Here is a 16,946-nt window from a genome sequence, read left to right on the forward strand (position 1 = left end):
AAACTTAATACATTTGATTGATTTGTTAAAAATACGTCAAATATTATTTATTTAACCTTAGAAATCTGTGCCATTAATTCTGCTTCAGCACATAATTGTCCGTTAGCATAAGCATAGCCTTGCATATGACAAATACCTCTTCGAATTGGTGTAATTAAATCACACTTAAATATGAGTGTATCACCAGGTACCACTTTTTTCTTGAATTTTACTTTATCAATCTTCATAAAAAAGGTTAAATAATTTTCAGGATCTGGAACCGTACTCAATACTAGTATTCCTCCTGTTTGCGCCATTGCTTCTACAATTAGAACGCCAGGCATCACTGGTGCTCCAGGGAAATGACCTTTAAAAAACTCTTCGTTCATGGTCACGTTTTTCATACCAATAACGTGAGAATCTGATAATTCAAAAACCTTATCTAATAATAAAAACGGTTGTCTATGTGGAAGCATCTCCATGATTTGCATCACATCCATTAATGGCTCTTGATTTAAATCAATTTGAGGCACATTATTACGACGTTCATTTTTTATAATTTTAGAAAGTTTCTTAGCAAACTGTGTATTTATATAGTGTCCTGGTTTATTAGCAATTACTTTTCCTCTAATACGTGTGCCTACTAAAGTTAAATCGCCAACAACATCTAAAAGTTTATGTCTTGCAGCTTCATTGGGATGGTGAAGCGTTAAATTATCTAAAATTCCATTTTGCTTAATAGCAATAGAATCTTTTTTAAATGCTACTTTAAGTTTCTCCATGGTTTCTGGAGATAATTCTTTATCTACATAAACAATAGCATTATTTAAATCACCACCTTTAATAAGGCCATGTTCTAATAACATTTCTAATTCGTGTAAAAAACTAAAGGTTCTAGAATCTGATATATCATCTTTAAAATCAGACATACGATTCAAAGTTGCATTTTGGGTTCCTAGAACTTTTGTTCCAAAATCAACCATTGTTGTTACTTGATATTCTTTTGCAGGCATAACGATAATCTCGCTTCCAGATTCTTCGTCAGAATATGACACAACATCTGTCACCACATATTCTTCTCTGAAATCATCTTGCTCTACAATACCAGCTTTCTCAATAGCTTCAACAAAAAACTTAGATGAACCATCCATAATTGGTGGTTCTGCTGCATTGAGTTCTATAATAGCATTATCAATATCCATACCTACCAAAGCTGCTAATACGTGCTCTGAGGTCTGAATCGTCACACCATTTCGTTCAATGCAAGTTCCTCTTTGGGTATTAGTTACATAATTTGCATCTGCTGCAATCACAGGAGATCCCTCAAGATCTACTCTTTTAAAAGAAAATCCATTATTAACTGGTGCAGGACAAAATGTGATAGTTACATCTTTTCCTGTATGTAATCCAACACCTTTAAGAGATACTTCTTTCTCTATCGTTTTTTGCTTAATGTCTGTTTTAATTATTCCCATTTACTTTCTTTTCTAAATCATTAATAGATTTAACAATCTTAGGTAGATTTTTAAAATGCACATAAGACTTGTTCCAATCTCCAAATGTAAATGATGGAGATCCTTGCAATATTTCATTATCTTTTACATGCCTACCAATACCAGATTGAGCTTGTACACGTACATTATTTCCTATAGTTATGTGGCCAGCTATTCCTACTTGACCACCAATTAGGCAATTTTCGCCAATTTTTGCAGATCCAGCAATTCCTGTTTGAGCAGCTATTACTGTATTTTTTCCTATCTCAACATTATGTGCTATTTGGATTTGATTATCCAATTTCACACCACGTCTAATTATTGTAGAACCTAAAGTAGCTCTGTCAATTGTTGTTGCAGCTCCAACATCTACAAAATCTTCAATAATCACATTACCTATTTGTGGCATCTTGCTATATTCTCCTTTTTTATCTGGTACAAAACCAAAACCATCGGCTCCAATAATAACACCTGAGTTAATCACACAGTTGTTGCCAATAACGGTTTCAGAATAAATCTTAGCTCCCGAAAATATAATCGAGTTATCACCAATCGTAACATTTTCACCAATATATGCATTAGGAAACACCTTAACATTGTTACCTATAGTCACATTATCACTAATGTAACTAAAAGCGCCTATATAAATATCACTTCCTAATTTTGCAGTTTCCGAAATAAACGACGGTTGTTCAATACCTTGCTTATTTAACTTCACTTGATTATAATATTCTAAAAGTTTTGAAAACGATTGATAAGCATCATCAACCTTTATAAGCGTTGTTGAGATATCATTTTCTGGTTCAAAAGTTTTATTAACTATAGTAATTGATGCTTTGGTAGAATATATGTATGAATTATACTTAGGATTTGCTAAAAAGGTTAAAGAGCCTTCTATTCCTTCTTCAATTTTAGAAAGTTTAGAAACTTCTACCTCAGGATTACCCACGATATCACCTTCTAAAATTCCAGCTATTTGTTGTGCTGTAAAGTTCATCCTCGCAAAAATAGGAAAAATGTATAAATTATTAACAGTTGTTTACGTTTAAAAGGTAGGTTGCTTAGTTGTTTGTTGTTAAGTAGCGTATTTGCTAATCTCAATTGTAGAGTATACTTGATATTAATCATTTTATATACAGCACTTTTGAGGCTTCGGAAATTTTAAAACTTAAACAATAGTAACTTAAACATTATTTTTTTTATACTAAATAGGCTTTGAGTTTACAAATGTTCACTGAAACAAGAATGATATCATTCATCTCTAACAAATTCCTCCTTAGGATAACAGATATAATACTTCGTCACTGCTTTAGATAAAGCCTTGATATTAAATTGATCTGATGCTTTAGTGATATCAACTACTTTTCCAGATTTTTGCAATATTTTTATTTTCTGCGTTTTAGATTGATACGCTAAATTTGAAATCTCATCAATAAACACAAAGTACTCTGCATCTTTTTTTGAGATATTATACTTTTTTACAAGTTTAGAAATATGCTTATCTAGAGTAGACCGTTTTATGGGTTTATTTTTTAATTTAATTTTTAATAAATCTCTATTGATAATCATACTACTAAGCTCGCTTAAAATAAAATCATCGTGGTATTGCCAATCTTTCATGGCAGAAACAATATCTGTATCGTCTAGTCTAGAAAATATTTCTAAGGTATCATCGTCAAAATTGTTTCTTGTTATTTCATTCCGTAGAAAAAAAGATAAGGCGTCACTTGCTCGTAATTCGATGCCTTGACTAGATAATTCTTTTGCTCTTTTTAAAACACGCGTTAATAGTTGCTCTGCAACAACACTTGTTTTATGAAGATACACTTGCCAATACATAAACCGTCTTGCAACTAAGAATTTTTCAACACTATAAATTCCTTTTTGTTCAACAACTAAACGATCATCTACAACGTTTAGCATTGTTATCAAGCGTTCACTATTTACATTACCTTCTGCAACTCCAGTATAAAAACTATCGCGTTTGAGATAATCTGCTCTATCCATATCAAATTGGCTAGAAATTAGTTCGCATAAAAACGGTCTCTCATGTTTACCTTCAAAAATTTGGATGGCTAGCGTTAAACTTCCGTTAAATTCTTCATTGAGTTTTTGCATAAAACGCATAGAGATTTCTTCGTGTGAAACTCCATTTACTATGCTATGTTCCATCGCATGAGAGAATGGACCATGACCAATATCATGCAATAAAATGGCGATATAAAGTGCTCTTTCTTCTTCTTCGGAAATTGTAACCTCCTTAAAACGAAGCACATTCACAGCCTTTTGCATTAAATACATACAACCAATTGCATGATGAAAACGTGTGTGATTAGCTCCAGGATATACAAGATAAGATAATCCCATTTGGGAGATTCTTCTCAGCCTTTGGAAGTATTTATGTTCAATTAAATCAAAAATATCCGAATTGGGAATAGTAATAAATCCGTAAATTGGGTCGTTAAAGATTTTAAGTTTGTTACTTGTCTTCAAACGTTATGCTTTTACATTAATTTTAAACAAATATACATGAACACTATAAATATTCTTTGGGTTGACGATGAAATTGATCTTTTAAAACCACATATTATCTTTTTAGAACAAAAACAATACAAGGTAACAACCTGTCAAAGTGGTACAGAAGCTATCGAAATCATTGATGATGCTAATTTTGATATTGTATTTCTAGATGAGAATATGCCTGGACTTACAGGTTTAGAGACATTGCATGAAATTAAAGAACGACGTGCTAACCTTCCAGTTGTTATGATTACCAAAAGTGAAGAAGAATACATCATGGAAGAAGCTATTGGTAATAAAATAGCCGATTATTTAATAAAGCCTGTAAACCCAAATCAGATTTTACTGAGTTTAAAAAAGAACTTAGATCACTCTAGGCTCGTTTCAGAAAAAACAACATCCAACTATCAGCAAGAGTTTAGAAAGATTGCGATGGATATGTCTATGGTTAATAGCTTTGAAGAATGGAGCGATTTGTATCAAAAATTAGTGTATTGGGAATTGCAACTAGAAGATATTGAAGATGTTGGAATGACAGAGATTTTAGAATCTCAAAAAAATGAAGCGAATCTTCAATTCGGAAAATTTATTGAAAAAAATTATGAGGATTGGTTTGATCATAATTCTGATGCTCCAGTATTATCTCATAACTTATTTAAAGAAAAAGTAGTTCCTGAGTTGAGTACAGAGCAACCTACGCTTTTTATTGTGATTGATAATTTACGTTACGACCAATGGAAAGCTTTTGAACCTATTGTCAATAATTACTATAAAAAAGTTAGCGAAGAGCCGTTTTACAGTATTTTGCCAACAGCAACGCAATACGCTAGAAATGCTATATTTTCTGGATTAACGCCTTTAGATATGGAACGTTTACATCCAGATTTATGGAAAAATGATACAGATGAAGGTGGAAAAAATCTATTTGAAAATGAATTTCTTCAAGGTCAACTCAAACGATTAGGCTTGCAAAATTTAAAAACATCTTATCATAAAATCACAAATTTAAAAGCTGGGAAGAAGTTAGTAGAAAACTTTAAAGCACTTAAAGATGATGATTTATCTGTTATCGTTTACAATTTTGTGGATATGCTATCACACTCTAAAACTGAAATGGATGTTGTAAAAGAATTAGCATCTAATGATAAATCGTACCGATCATTAACTGTGAGTTGGTTTAAAAATTCACCTTTATTAGAAATGATCCAACAGGCTCAAAATTTAGGTTTTAAACTAATCCTTACCACAGACCACGGAACTATAAATGTGAAGAACCCATCAAAAGTGATTGGTGATCGTGAGACAAGTTCTAATTTACGTTATAAAACGGGTCGTAGTTTAACCTATGAAGATCGTGAAGTTATGGTAGCTAAAGACCCAAAAGCAATTCACTTGCCTTCTATAAACATGAGTAACTCATTTATTTTTGCTAAAAGTGATTATTTCTTAGCCTATCCAAACAACTACAATCATTACGTGAGTTATTATAGAAATACGTATCAACATGGAGGTGTATCTTTAGAAGAAATGATCATACCTTTTGTGGTTATGAATCCTAAAAGTTAAAGGTCTATAGTCTATTATACACGCTTAAGAAAGCCATTTTAAATAGAACTATTTAAAATGGCTTTCTCATTTTTTAATTTGTGTTGTTTTTTCATAATATTTAAATATTCGGCTATACAAATTTCATTTTAAAAATCCTACGTAATGCAAATTTCTTCGACGAAATACACTTTTTCCTAGTTTTTACCAAAAATTATTCTTATAATTGCATTTCAAATTAAGCTATAAAACTCGTTTACAATTTAATGATGTCACAATTACTAGAATTAGATTATCATCTAGAAGATATAGATGCTGTTGCAAAACAGATTTTAGATCATGTTTCTTCTAAAAACTTACTTTTCTACGGAAATATGGGTGCTGGTAAAACAACACTCATAAAATCTTTAGTAAAAGTTTTGGGTAGTGATGACGATGTTAGTAGTCCGACATTTTCTATAGTTAATGATTATAGAGCAAAAGATTGCTCTATTTATCATTTTGATTTGTACAGAATTAACGATGAGGAAGAAGCGTTAAATTTTGGTTTTGAAGATTATCTATATACCTCAAATTGGGTGTTTATAGAATGGCCTCAAAACGCTCAAAATTTGATGCCTGAAGACATAAATGTTATAGAAATTTCTTACAAAAATAAGACCTCAAGATCACTCAAGTTGATCCAAAAACATAATATTAACCTAGAAAACAAGCATAAAGCAGTGAATTAGTGAAAATAAATTAGCAATCTCACACCACGATATAGTTATAGACTACGGAAAAACCGTAATCACAAGGCGATTTTAGAGTGTTTTTTAACACTCATTTTAACACTTTTAAATATAGAGCATTCATATATTTGAATAATTAATTAATTTAATCCCTTATAATTATGAAGACTAAAAAGTACGTACTAGCTATTGCTATTTTCGGTGGAATGTTATTTACTGCTCATGCAACTGATTTAATCAACTTAGATGGACAAGTTAAAACAGAAATCGACAAAAGAAAAGTTAAAATTCCAACACACGGATAGGAAAAGGAATTCTAGAATTATTATTAATGGGAGTATAGTAGGTGTTTTAATATCTATAACTCCCATTTTTTTCTATTCTTATATTTATGTTCCAGATACCAAAGTTTGGGAAAACCTACTATTTACTTATGATAGTGGGTTTTATGAGGATGTAAGAACAAGTTTCTGGATGATAATGAGTAAACTCATCCCATTGTTCCTTTTATTTATTTGGTTTTTTACATGCAGGCATTGGTGGTATCATTCTATTTTAGTACCAATTGCAATGTTTACATACCAATTAATTGGAACCATCAATGAAGATGTTATATTCTTTGATAACTTTGATCTAATGTATATGCTACCAATAATGGCTATAATCATTCCATCTATTTACTTGATAAGAGCAAAAATGTTTAATAAAATAAATGATGCTGGAAAATCAATGCAAGAATTAGAAGAAGAATTCATGATGAAACCCAAAGGTGTTTGGAGTACAATTAAGCAGTATTTTTAATTAAACAACAAATATTAAAATATATAACAAATTATAATTACAAAACTTTTCCAAATAAAAGCCCACAATTATTTCAATAATTGTGGGCTTTTAGATTTACGAATTTATTTTTCAATCTTCATTTAATCATTATTAAACGAAAAAAATTACATTTGTAGAATATAAATCCTTCTTACTCTAACATAACCCTAATTTATAATGAGTAAAACAATTAATAGAATCATTCAATTATTATCTGCTCTTAACTTAAGTGCAAGACAGTTTGACATATCCATTGGTAGTGCTAACGGCTATACCTTACGTATGCAAAAAAATAACGCCTCTGTTGGGAGTGACGTCATTGAACGTATTATTAAAGAGTATCCGCAAATCAATCTGGTTTGGTTAATTACTGGTCAAGGTGATATGTTTATAAAAGACAACCCAAAACCAAAAGTAAGATCTAAAGCTGAAATAGAATCTTATATAGACGATAGACTTAAACAACAATGGTCTGATGAGAAAAAAGCGCTACTAGAAGAGATTTTAACAGAGATTGAAAAGGCTAATACAAATAATTAATTACTAATAGTTAATTGATCTCTTAGTTCTATAAGTTTCGTTAGATACTCTTTTTTATTCATATTTAGTTTTTGAGTTTCTAATTTTCTTAACTCTTTTCCCATTGACTTATACTGTTTTCTATTTAAGTTAGTTAACTTAATAAGTTGACGACTAATTTCGTCGTTTAATGGAGCAATTTCATTCTTATATGATTCGTAATAATTTAGTTTTCTGGAAATTAAAATCAAAACTATTACATACGGTATTGAGTAACATAAAGTATCAAGAATATTAATGACTTCATGTTCATATCCTAACTTTGCAATTTTAACCAATGAGAAAAACTTGAATATCTCTAAGATTATAGAAACAAGTAATAAAACTCTCCATTTTTGCGTACAAGTTAAGTACCAGAGTGTAAGAAGCATCAATGTTAAAACCTTTACACATAAAAACCATAAATAATAATTTACATCGTCAAAATCACCTGAGTTAATTTCAAATAGTGAATTTCTCCAAGTCTTAGTTTTTGGTGCTATGTTGTAGAGGTAAAAAGCAAATGGTAATAATAAAATACACGCAATTATAATAAAGTCTTTGTTAATTTTATATATATATTTAATAAAAAACTTCATACTATTTTTTATAAAAATTATTTCTTATCTCAATCAATTCTTTTAAATAATTAAATTCATGATCCACTATATTTACTTTCATTTTTAATTTAATAAAATCATCTTTCAACTTTTCAACACGCTGTTTATCTTCACTATTGATTTCAAAAAATATTTCATTTATTTTATTATCAAGATCTGAGCGTAAGTTCTTTGCTGTCTCATATGAATTAATTTTTTTTGATATAAAGATTATTAACAGTATGATAGGAATTGTAATTGGTAAGCTTGTATAATATTCAATTTCATCTACATAAGTTTGTTTAAAACTGAAGACACTAATTAGCTTTAACATTTCAATTGTAGTAATTACAATAATAGCAGATTTCCACCAATGTTTACATGTAAAAAACCAAATGATTGAAAAAACAATAATAATAAGTTTCATTTTAACAAAGTATATAGTACTAGCTATATCTTCAAAACCTAAACTTCCAACTGTAATTCCTAGAATATTTACTTCAGTAATACCTTTTGGAACATAACTATCAAAAAAATAACCAAAAGTCACAACCAATATTAATAGTGAAATTAATACATCTTTAATCGTAATATTTTGTAAACCAAACTTTTCCATAGAAAATAATCTCCAACTAATATATAAAACTAAATTGGTAAATAATAGATTTTTATTTGTAATTTGAGTTACCAATTAAAAATTAAATGAGCGAATCATTATCACCCTTTACAAAAGCACAATTATTACCACAAGAAGAGACACTTGAAGTCTACAAAAAGAAAGGTGATTTATTTATAGGCATCCCAAAAGAAACTCATTTTCAAGAAAAACGTGTCTGTTTAACTCCAGATGCTGTTCATGCTTTAGTATCAAATGGTCATCGTGTGATGGTTGAATCTGGTGCTGGAGAAGGTGCAAACTTTAAAGACAAAGCCTATAGTGAAGCTGGTGCAGAAGTCACTAGAGATACAGCAAAAGTGTTCTCCTGCCCTATTCTTTTAAAAGTAGAACCACCTTCACTTGATGAGATTAAATTAATTAATCCGCAAACATTACTAATCTCTGCATTACAACTTAAAACACAAAGCAAAAATTATTTTCAAGCATTGGCTTCAAAACGCGTTACTGCACTAGCTTTTGAATTTATAAAAGATGAAGATGGTGCCTATCCTGCAGTACGCTCTTTAAGTGAAATTGCTGGAACTGCTTCCATTTTAATTGCATCAGAATTATTATCAAACGTCAATGGTGGTAACGGTCTCATGTTAGGCAACATTAGTGGTGTGCCACCAACTGAAGTCGTTATTATTGGCGCAGGAACAGTTGGTGAGTTTGCTGCACGTTCTGCCATTGGTCTTGGTGCTAATGTGAAAATTTTTGACAATTCAATAACTAAATTACGTTGTGTACAAGCTAATTTAGGTCGTACATTATATACCTCAACCATTCAACCAAAAAACTTATTAAAAGCTTTAAAACGTTGCGATGTTGCTATTGGAGCAGTTAGAGGAAATAACCGCTCACCTATCATTGTTACGGAAGCCATGGTGAATACGATGAAATCTGGATCATTAATTATTGATGTCAGTATAGATATGGGTGGCTGTTTTGAAACTAGTGAAGTCACCAATCATGATAAACCAACTTTTGATTATAATGGCGTGACACACTATTGTGTACCAAATATTCCTGCAAGATACTCACGATCTGCTTCTGTATCGCTGAGTAATATTTTTACACCTTACCTTTTAAAAATTGCCGAAGATGGTGGTATAGAAAATGCCATACGTTTTGATCGTGGTTTAAAAAATGGGTTGTATTTTTACCACGGAATTTTAACAAACAAATCTGTAGCTAATTGGTTTGATTTAGACTGTAGCGACCTTAACTTGTTAATTTTCTAGAAAAAAACTTACACGTGAAACGAGCATGAATAAATTGTTGTTATCTATGATAATAATTTATTCCGAACAACATGTGACTGTTAAAAATTAATAAAGAATACACATGAAATTATTACATCGAATAGGTTACTATTTGGGAGGATTCTCAATAGGCTTAGTTCTATTAGCCTTTTTTTTAGGAGGAAAAAAAACATCTTGCGCTTATGGTCCTAATGCAAGAACAATTAAGAATATTTCTATAAAAGAACGGTTTTATTCTGAAGACACTAAACTTGCTATGCAAAATTATAGTTTAGATTCGCTTGCTGTTTCAAATTTAATAAAAACAAGTAGTGTCAACTTTTCTAAAAGTAATACCAAAGTCGATTCGTGTAAAATTTATCTATTAGAAAATGAAATTGATGATAAAGACGTTGAACTTTGGGTTAAGAATTGTGATTCTAGTGCAACCATACAATCTATTTTGATCAAATAGGAAACCTTATTTAATCCAGTGTTATTGTTCTATAAATTTTGTGATTATTATAATACCAAAGCATTTTATAATAAAAAACCATTGCTATCATATTAATTGATAACAATGGTCTTAACTTCAATTCAACTAACTCTATTTTATTTTATTGCTGTTTTCTTTAATACACTTGTGTCATTATAATCTAATTTTACAATATATATTCCTCTAGAATAGGTTGAGACATCTAATTCTCTTGTCATTTGAGACAAGTCTTGCATCTCATTTTGATTAAAAGATTCTGTATATATTATTTTTCCTCCTATACTATAAATTGAGAATCCGGTAGCAGTTACAGATTGTAAACCATCTATTCTAACTTTTAATATATCTGTTGTTGGATCTTGGTAAATCAAGAAGCCAAATTCTTCACTTTCAACCGGGTTTTCTATAGTACTACATTCTTCAACGAAAACCATAACTGTATCTTCATCACTATCTAAAGCATTATAAACCAAAACAGAATATTCTGTATCAACATCTGGAGATACTTCTATACTTTGTGTAGTTTCTCCGTTACTCCATAAATATTCATCGCCTCCAGTTGCAGTAAGTGTTACTATTTCTTCATTACAAATAATTAAATCCTCACCTGCATCTGCTTCTACTATTTCTAGAACATTAACAAGAACAGCTGTGGTATCTTCACAATTATTAATAAATCCAGTGACTTCATATGTTGTGGTAATTGACGGACTCACAGCAATGTTTGGTTGCGTTGCTCCATTGTTCCAAGCATACGTGTTTGCACCAGATGCAGAGAGTGTTATAAACTCTCCTTCTAAAATCATTACATCGTTTCCATTTGTGATAACAACATTTGGATTTGGATTCACTCCAACTTGAACCTCAGCATCAGCTTGATAATCACCTTCAAAAACAGTAACCGTATACGTTTGTGTATTTGAAGGATTAACAGTTATACTTTGAGTGGTTTCACCTGTACTCCATAAATAACTATCACCTTCACTAGCTGTAAGGGTTGTTTCGTAACCTTGACAAATTGTTTGATCTGCACCAGCACTCGCTGTAAACACAAAAGGCTCTACAATAACAATGACATCATCTATAGTTTCACATCCATTAGATATACCAGAAACAGTATATGTTGTAGTAATTAAAGGATTAACAGAAATACTCGAAGTCGTTTCTCCAGTACTCCAAACATAAGACTCTGCTCCTGTTGCTGTTAATGTGGTAGAATCACCTTCTACAATTGTAATATCAGCTCCTGCATTAGTTTGGGGTAAATCATTTACAGTAATAATGACGTCGTCTGTACTCGAACAATTATTTGTAAATACTTCTACAATATACGTTGTTGTACTATTCGGATTTACCGTAATATTTTGAGTTGTTTCTCCTGTACTCCAAAGGTAAGTTGAACCTCCCGAAGCTGTTAATGTTGTTTCATTTCCGAAGCAAATTGTAACATCATTTCCTGCATCAGCTACTGGAATATCATTAACTGTAACGGTAACACTATCATCATTAGACTCACTTCCATTTGCACTAAATGCAGTAACGGTATATGTTGTAGTCGCTATTGGTGACACTTCTATTGTTGCTGTAGTTTCACCAGTATTCCATAGATATGTTACACCTCCTGAAGCTGTAAGTATTGTACTTTCTCCATTACAAATTGCAACATCTGCTCCTGCATTTGCGTTTATATTTTCTGTTTCTACGGAAACGATAACGTCATCACTAGATTCGCATCCATTAGAGACTCCTATTACTGAATACGTTGTTGTACTTGTTGGACTTACAGAAATACTAGTTGTTGTTTCTCCTGTACTCCAAACATAAGAATCTGCTCCAGAAGCTGTTAATGTTGTAGCATCACCTTCAAAAATTGTAACATCATTTCCTGCGTTAGTTTCTGGTAATGGGTTTACTAAAACAGTAACACTATCATTGTCTGAAGCCGTTTGCGCTTCATTAAAAACTGTTACAGTATACTCTGTTGTTTGATTTGGGTTTACAGTAATACTTGCTGTAGTTTCTCCAGTATCCCAAAGATAAGTTGAACCTCCAGTTGCTGTAAGTGTTGTCATTTCTCCATCACAAATTGTTACATCTGCTCCTGCATTTGCGTTTATATTTTCTGTTTCTACGGAAACGATAACGTCATCACTAGATTCGCATCCATTAGAGATTCCTGTTACTGTATATGTTGTTGTACTTGTTGGACTTACAGAAATACTAGTTGTTGTTTCTCCTGTACTCCAAACATAAGAATCTGCTCCAGAAGCTGTTAATGTTGTAGCATCACCTTCAAAAATTGTAACATCATTTCCTGCGTTAGTTTCTGGTAATGGATTTACTAAAACAATAACACTATCATTGTCTGAAGCCGTTTGCGCTTCATTAAAAACTGTTACAGTATACTCTGTTGTTTGATTAGGGTTTACAGTAATACTTGCTGTAGTTTCTCCAGTATCCCAAAGATAAGTTGAACCTCCAGTTGCCGTAAGTGTTGTCATTTCTCCATCACAAATTGTTACATCTGCTCCTGCATTGGCATTAATTGCTTCTACACCTACAGAAACGATAACGTCATCACTAGATTGACATCCATTAGCAGCTGTTCCAACTACAGAGTATGTTGTTGTCGTTGCAGGACTCACTGTGATACTAGTTGTCGTTTCTCCTGTACTCCATACATAAGAATCTGCTCCAGATGCTGTTAATGTAGTTGACTCACCTTCTGTTATAGTAACATTAGTTCCAGCATTAGTGTTTGGTAATGCGTTTACAGTAACTTGAGTTTGATCTATACTTGAACAATTGTTTTCAAAAACTTCTACAGTATAAATTGTATTTTCAGTTGGATTTACTGAAATCGTTTGTGTTGTTTCTCCTGTGCTCCAAAGGTATGATGTTCCGCCAGAAGCTGTTAAAGTAGTTACATTTCCGAAGCAAATTTCAACATCTTCACCTGCATCTGCAATTGGTAATTGGTTAACTGTTACGATAGCACTATCCTCATCAGAATTATTTCCAGACATACTATACGCTGTAACCGTATACGTTGTTGTTGTAGTTGGTGACACTTCAATAGAAGCTGTTGTTTCTCCTGTACTCCATAAATAAGTTGTTCCTCCAGAAGCTGTAAGTGTTGTACTTTCTCCATTACAAATTATTGTATCGTCTCCAGCATTTGCTGTAACATCATCTGAGAGTATTGTGACAATTACAGTATCTACAAATTCACAGCCTTGAACACTTGTACCTGTAACTGAATATATTGTTGTATTTGTTGGACTAACTGTGATACTTTCTGTAGTTTCTCCTGTACTCCAAACATAAGAATCTGCACCAGATGCTGTTAATGTGGTAGAAGCACCATCAAAGATTGAGATATCATTTCCTGCATTAGTTTCTGGTAAATCGTTTACTATTACAGTAACTTCATCTGTACTTGAACAGTTATTAGAAGTTACTTCTACAGAATATGTTGTTGTTGTATCTGGATTTACTGAAATAGTATCTGTTGTTTCTCCTGTGCTCCATAGGTATGATGTTCCGCCAGAAGCTGTTAAAGTAGTTACATTTCCGAAGCAAATTTCAACATCTTCACCTGCATCTGCAATTGGCAATTGGTTAACTGTTACGATGACACTATCGTCTTCAAAGTTAGCACCAGAAGCACTATAAGCTGTTACTGTATATGTAGTAATTTCTGTTGGAGAGACTTCTATAGATGCTGTTGTTTCTCCTGTATTCCATACATAGGTTGTTCCTCCTGTTGCTGTTAATGTTGTAGATTCACCTATACAAATCTCAGTGTCTGCTCCAGCATTGGCATTGACACTGTCATCTAGCAAAAAAACGGTAACAGAATCTGTGTTTTCACAATTGTTAGTTGTACCAGTTACAAAATATGAAGTATCTAATAATGGGTTTACAGTAATACTTTCTGTAGTTTCTCCTGTACTCCAAACATAAGAATCTGCTCCTGTTGCTGTTAAAGTTGCACTTTCTCCTTCAAAAATTGTTTGATCATCTCCTGCTTCTACATCTGGGATTTCATTTACAGTAACTGTAATTTCATCAGTACTTGAGCAATTGTTTTCAAAAACTTCAACTGTATATGTTGTTGTTGTATTTGGATTGACTGTAATTGACGCAGATGTTCCTCCATTACTCCATTGATAAGAGGATCCTCCAGTTGCTGTTAGCGTCACTGGTGTTCCTAAGCAGGTTTCTGTATCTTCTCCTGCATTTGCTGTAGGCGTTTGATTTACAGTAATTGTGATTTCAGCTTGTGTTGAACTTCCGTCTGAATGCGTTCCTGTAACAGTATATGTTGTAGTAACATCTGGCATAACTTCTAATGTAGTAGCTGTTTCTCCTGTATTCCAAACATAAGAAACTGCTCCAGAAGCAGTTAAAATTGTGCTTTCACCTTCACAAAGTGTGTTATTAGTAACATCTGAAACTAAAGCAACTTGATTTGCAGCTGTTTCTGGTGAATCAACTTCATTTAAATATTCTTCAATACCAATGTATCCACTTGGCCATTCAAAAGTTGAATAATCTGTATTTAAATCTAGGTTTTTTAATTCTTTCCAAGAATTTGGAATTCCATCGAGACTAGAATAAAAATCTGATGCATGTGAATTCATAGGTGTACTACTCACTGAGTTATGAAAATTCACATAACTTTCTTTGTTAACAATATTTGTTGGTGGATATGAATAAGGCTCTGATGTTCCGTTTGCTACATTAGTAACGTATGTTTCATCAATATCATCTCTATATGTAAATGAATTACCGTTTCCATCTAAATATTTATTTGCTCCTGCATTTATAGGCACGTTTATAAGTGCTTCATTTGCTGTTGTAATAGAAGGTGCTTGACCTAAAAGGTCTAATGAGGTTTGTAAATTAAAATCTGTATCACCATCATCCCATTGATCAGTTCCTGCATACTGACCACTATTTATATTAAACCTATGAACATATAAACTCCAATCTTCTTCTTCTTCAGTTAAAAAAGACGGATATACATTACCATTTGTATAAATTCTTATATTGTCTCTTTGACTTGCACTACCTACATCTAACCAATTTACTGACCAATTAGGACTTCTAGGTTCTCCTGTTTTAGTACCTGCTTGATAATAATTATTTATTTCATTTAAATATGTGTTATCATGTGCAGAGACAACCATTAATCGTGTATACCAATTATGAACTACATTATTAATAACATCTGTTCTAAGCGCATTAACATTTGGAAATCTATGACTTATGTTATACCATAAATTACCAACGATACTAAAATTATTTGACGTTGGGTTATTACTATCTCCAGCTAACATTCCAGTTGAACTTTCTCCCATTATACAGTTTTGAAGTGTAACATTAGAGGAATTACCAATTAAGCTAATAGCTTCATCTCCACTCCAAGAAATTGAGCAATGATCTATAATAATATTAGAACAATTGTAAGCGTTTAATGCATCAACATTTCCACTAGAATTAAAATCTGGCCTAAATCTTATATATCTTAAAATAATATTATTTGTGTTTTGAAAATAAACTGGCTTACCAGTTATTGTTATACCTCCTTCTGGTGCAGATTGTCCAGCTATAGTTAAATTATCTCTCGTTATTGATAAATTACTTGTTAATTCTATAGTTCCACTTACTTCAAATATTATAATTCTGTTTGAAACACTAACAGCGTCTCTAAAACTACCTGTACCACTATTATTTAAGTTAGTTACCTTGTATACTGTACTACCTCTACCTCCTGTGGTATATGCTGCAGCTCCAGTTGCTGTAGGAAATGCTAACTGTTGATTATCTTGAGAAAAAACTACAGTACTTGAAAATAGAATGAGTAAACATATAATTTTCTTGCATAATAATAGTGTAATGCCGTAGGTAGGCAATTGATTATTTTGGGGATTCATCTGCTATTAAGTTTTGGGACTTTAATATGGAGCCAATCTATAAAAATATATTAGATTTATTCGCTAAAAGTATTAATTATTCGACAACATGCAATATTAAGAAGTAAAATTCCTACTTATTCAAAAAATACGCTTAAAATAGTAATGATTTAACTACAAGAATAAAACAATACAATAGGTACGTTGCTCGATGAAAAATGGATTACATCGATTAAACTTTAACAGAAACTTCCGAAATTCTTACAATAAATTAATACATATGAGACTAATTTGTAGTAATATTTCTATGAAAGAGAATTCTTTAATAAATTATTGAACTTTAATTTTCAAGAACTTAAAACTTAAAAACACTATAAAGA

General features: G+C 31.7%; 12 protein-coding genes. 6 read left to right on the plus strand and 6 right to left on the minus strand.

Annotation, left to right across the window (positions count from 1 at the left end; genetic code table 11):
* Positions 1–47: 47 nt before the first annotated feature.
* The 3 genes from WNY78_RS06820 to WNY78_RS06830 all read right to left on the minus strand — a co-directional run bounded on the left by WNY78_RS06820 (position 48) and on the right by WNY78_RS06830 (position 3,965).
* A complete protein-coding gene (locus WNY78_RS06820; RefSeq protein WP_342872450.1) occupies positions 48–1,454 on the minus strand; it encodes a bifunctional UDP-3-O-[3-hydroxymyristoyl] N-acetylglucosamine deacetylase/3-hydroxyacyl-ACP dehydratase in 1,407 nt (468 codons plus the stop codon).
* Positions 1,441–2,469 carry a UDP-3-O-(3-hydroxymyristoyl)glucosamine N-acyltransferase gene (lpxD, locus tag WNY78_RS06825; RefSeq protein WP_342872451.1) on the minus strand — a complete coding sequence of 343 codons (1,029 nt, stop codon included), beginning with the start codon at positions 2,467–2,469 and terminating at the stop codon, positions 1,441–1,443. Before lpxD ends, WNY78_RS06820 begins: the two co-directional genes overlap by 14 nt.
* Positions 2,470–2,723: 254 nt before the next feature.
* Entirely contained in the window at positions 2,724–3,965 is a 1,242-nt protein-coding gene (locus WNY78_RS06830; protein WP_342872452.1) for an HD domain-containing protein, read from the minus strand.
* Positions 3,966–4,001: 36 nt separating this feature from the next.
* Here WNY78_RS06830 and WNY78_RS06835 point away from each other — a divergent pair, with 36 nt between their 5' ends.
* The 4 genes from WNY78_RS06835 to WNY78_RS06850 all read left to right on the plus strand — a co-directional run bounded on the left by WNY78_RS06835 (position 4,002) and on the right by WNY78_RS06850 (position 7,630).
* Positions 4,002–5,558, plus strand: coding sequence for a bifunctional response regulator/alkaline phosphatase family protein (locus WNY78_RS06835; RefSeq protein ID WP_342872453.1), 1,557 nt, complete (start codon positions 4,002–4,004; stop codon positions 5,556–5,558).
* 245 nt (positions 5,559–5,803) lie between these two features.
* On the plus strand, positions 5,804–6,268 hold the full coding sequence (tsaE, locus tag WNY78_RS06840) for a tRNA (adenosine(37)-N6)-threonylcarbamoyltransferase complex ATPase subunit type 1 TsaE (RefSeq protein ID WP_342872454.1): 465 nt from the start codon (positions 5,804–5,806) through the stop codon (positions 6,266–6,268).
* Between the two features lie 246 nt (positions 6,269–6,514).
* Positions 6,515–7,069, plus strand: coding sequence for a hypothetical protein (locus WNY78_RS06845; RefSeq protein WP_342872455.1), 555 nt, complete (start codon positions 6,515–6,517; stop codon positions 7,067–7,069).
* A 198-nt stretch (positions 7,070–7,267) separates the two neighbouring features.
* Positions 7,268–7,630: a hypothetical protein gene (locus WNY78_RS06850; protein WP_342872456.1), complete on the plus strand. Its 363-nt coding sequence runs from the start codon at positions 7,268–7,270 to the stop codon at positions 7,628–7,630.
* On the opposite strand, the gene WNY78_RS06855 is transcribed toward WNY78_RS06850, so the two are convergent.
* Together WNY78_RS06855 and WNY78_RS06860 are read right to left on the minus strand one after the other, a co-directional pair.
* Entirely contained in the window at positions 7,627–8,247 is a 621-nt protein-coding gene (locus WNY78_RS06855) for a hypothetical protein (protein WP_342872457.1), read from the minus strand. The two genes, WNY78_RS06850 and WNY78_RS06855, sit on opposite strands and share 4 nt — an antisense overlap.
* 1 nt (position 8,248) lies before the next feature.
* A complete protein-coding gene (locus WNY78_RS06860; protein WP_342872458.1) occupies positions 8,249–8,863 on the minus strand; it encodes a hypothetical protein in 615 nt (204 codons plus the stop codon).
* An 86-nt stretch (positions 8,864–8,949) separates the two neighbouring features.
* Here WNY78_RS06860 and WNY78_RS06865 point away from each other — a divergent pair, with 86 nt between their 5' ends.
* Both WNY78_RS06865 and WNY78_RS06870 read left to right on the plus strand, forming a co-directional pair.
* Positions 8,950–10,149, plus strand: coding sequence for an alanine dehydrogenase (locus tag WNY78_RS06865; protein ID WP_342872459.1), 1,200 nt, complete (start codon positions 8,950–8,952; stop codon positions 10,147–10,149).
* 103 nt (positions 10,150–10,252) lie between these two features.
* On the plus strand, positions 10,253–10,624 hold the full coding sequence (locus WNY78_RS06870) for a hypothetical protein (RefSeq protein WP_342872460.1): 372 nt from the start codon (positions 10,253–10,255) through the stop codon (positions 10,622–10,624).
* A 137-nt stretch (positions 10,625–10,761) separates the two neighbouring features.
* Here the strand turns inward: WNY78_RS06870 and WNY78_RS06875 are convergent, their stop codons facing one another.
* On the minus strand, positions 10,762–16,587 hold the full coding sequence (locus WNY78_RS06875) for a T9SS type A sorting domain-containing protein (RefSeq protein WP_342872461.1): 5,826 nt from the start codon (positions 16,585–16,587) through the stop codon (positions 10,762–10,764).
* Positions 16,588–16,946 lie beyond the last annotated feature (359 nt).

The organism is Psychroserpens sp. AS72 (genome assembly GCF_038900375.1).
Classification (GTDB): Bacteria; Bacteroidota; Bacteroidia; order Flavobacteriales; family Flavobacteriaceae; genus Psychroserpens.

Excerpts from the sequence above, each read along its gene's own strand:
- WNY78_RS06820 (WP_342872450.1), bottom strand. The coding sequence starts at position 1,454 with ATGGGAATAATTAAAACAGACATTAAGCAAAAAACGATAGAGAAAGAA.
- WNY78_RS06845 (WP_342872455.1), top strand. The coding sequence starts at position 6,515 with ATGGACAAGTTAAAACAGAAATCGACAAAAGAAAAGTTAAAATTCCAA.
- WNY78_RS06870 (WP_342872460.1), top strand. The coding sequence starts at position 10,253 with ATGAAATTATTACATCGAATAGGTTACTATTTGGGAGGATTCTCAATA.
- lpxD (WP_342872451.1), bottom strand. The coding sequence starts at position 2,469 with ATGAACTTTACAGCACAACAAATAGCTGGAATTTTAGAAGGTGATATC.
- WNY78_RS06865 (WP_342872459.1), top strand. The coding sequence starts at position 8,950 with ATGAGCGAATCATTATCACCCTTTACAAAAGCACAATTATTACCACAA.
- WNY78_RS06875 (WP_342872461.1), bottom strand. The coding sequence starts at position 16,587 with ATGAATCCCCAAAATAATCAATTGCCTACCTACGGCATTACACTATTA.
- tsaE (WP_342872454.1), top strand. The coding sequence starts at position 5,804 with ATGATGTCACAATTACTAGAATTAGATTATCATCTAGAAGATATAGAT.
- WNY78_RS06860 (WP_342872458.1), bottom strand. The coding sequence starts at position 8,863 with ATGGAAAAGTTTGGTTTACAAAATATTACGATTAAAGATGTATTAATT.
- WNY78_RS06850 (WP_342872456.1), top strand. The coding sequence starts at position 7,268 with ATGAGTAAAACAATTAATAGAATCATTCAATTATTATCTGCTCTTAAC.
- WNY78_RS06855 (WP_342872457.1), bottom strand. The coding sequence starts at position 8,247 with ATGAAGTTTTTTATTAAATATATATATAAAATTAACAAAGACTTTATT.
- WNY78_RS06835 (WP_342872453.1), top strand. The coding sequence starts at position 4,002 with ATGAACACTATAAATATTCTTTGGGTTGACGATGAAATTGATCTTTTA.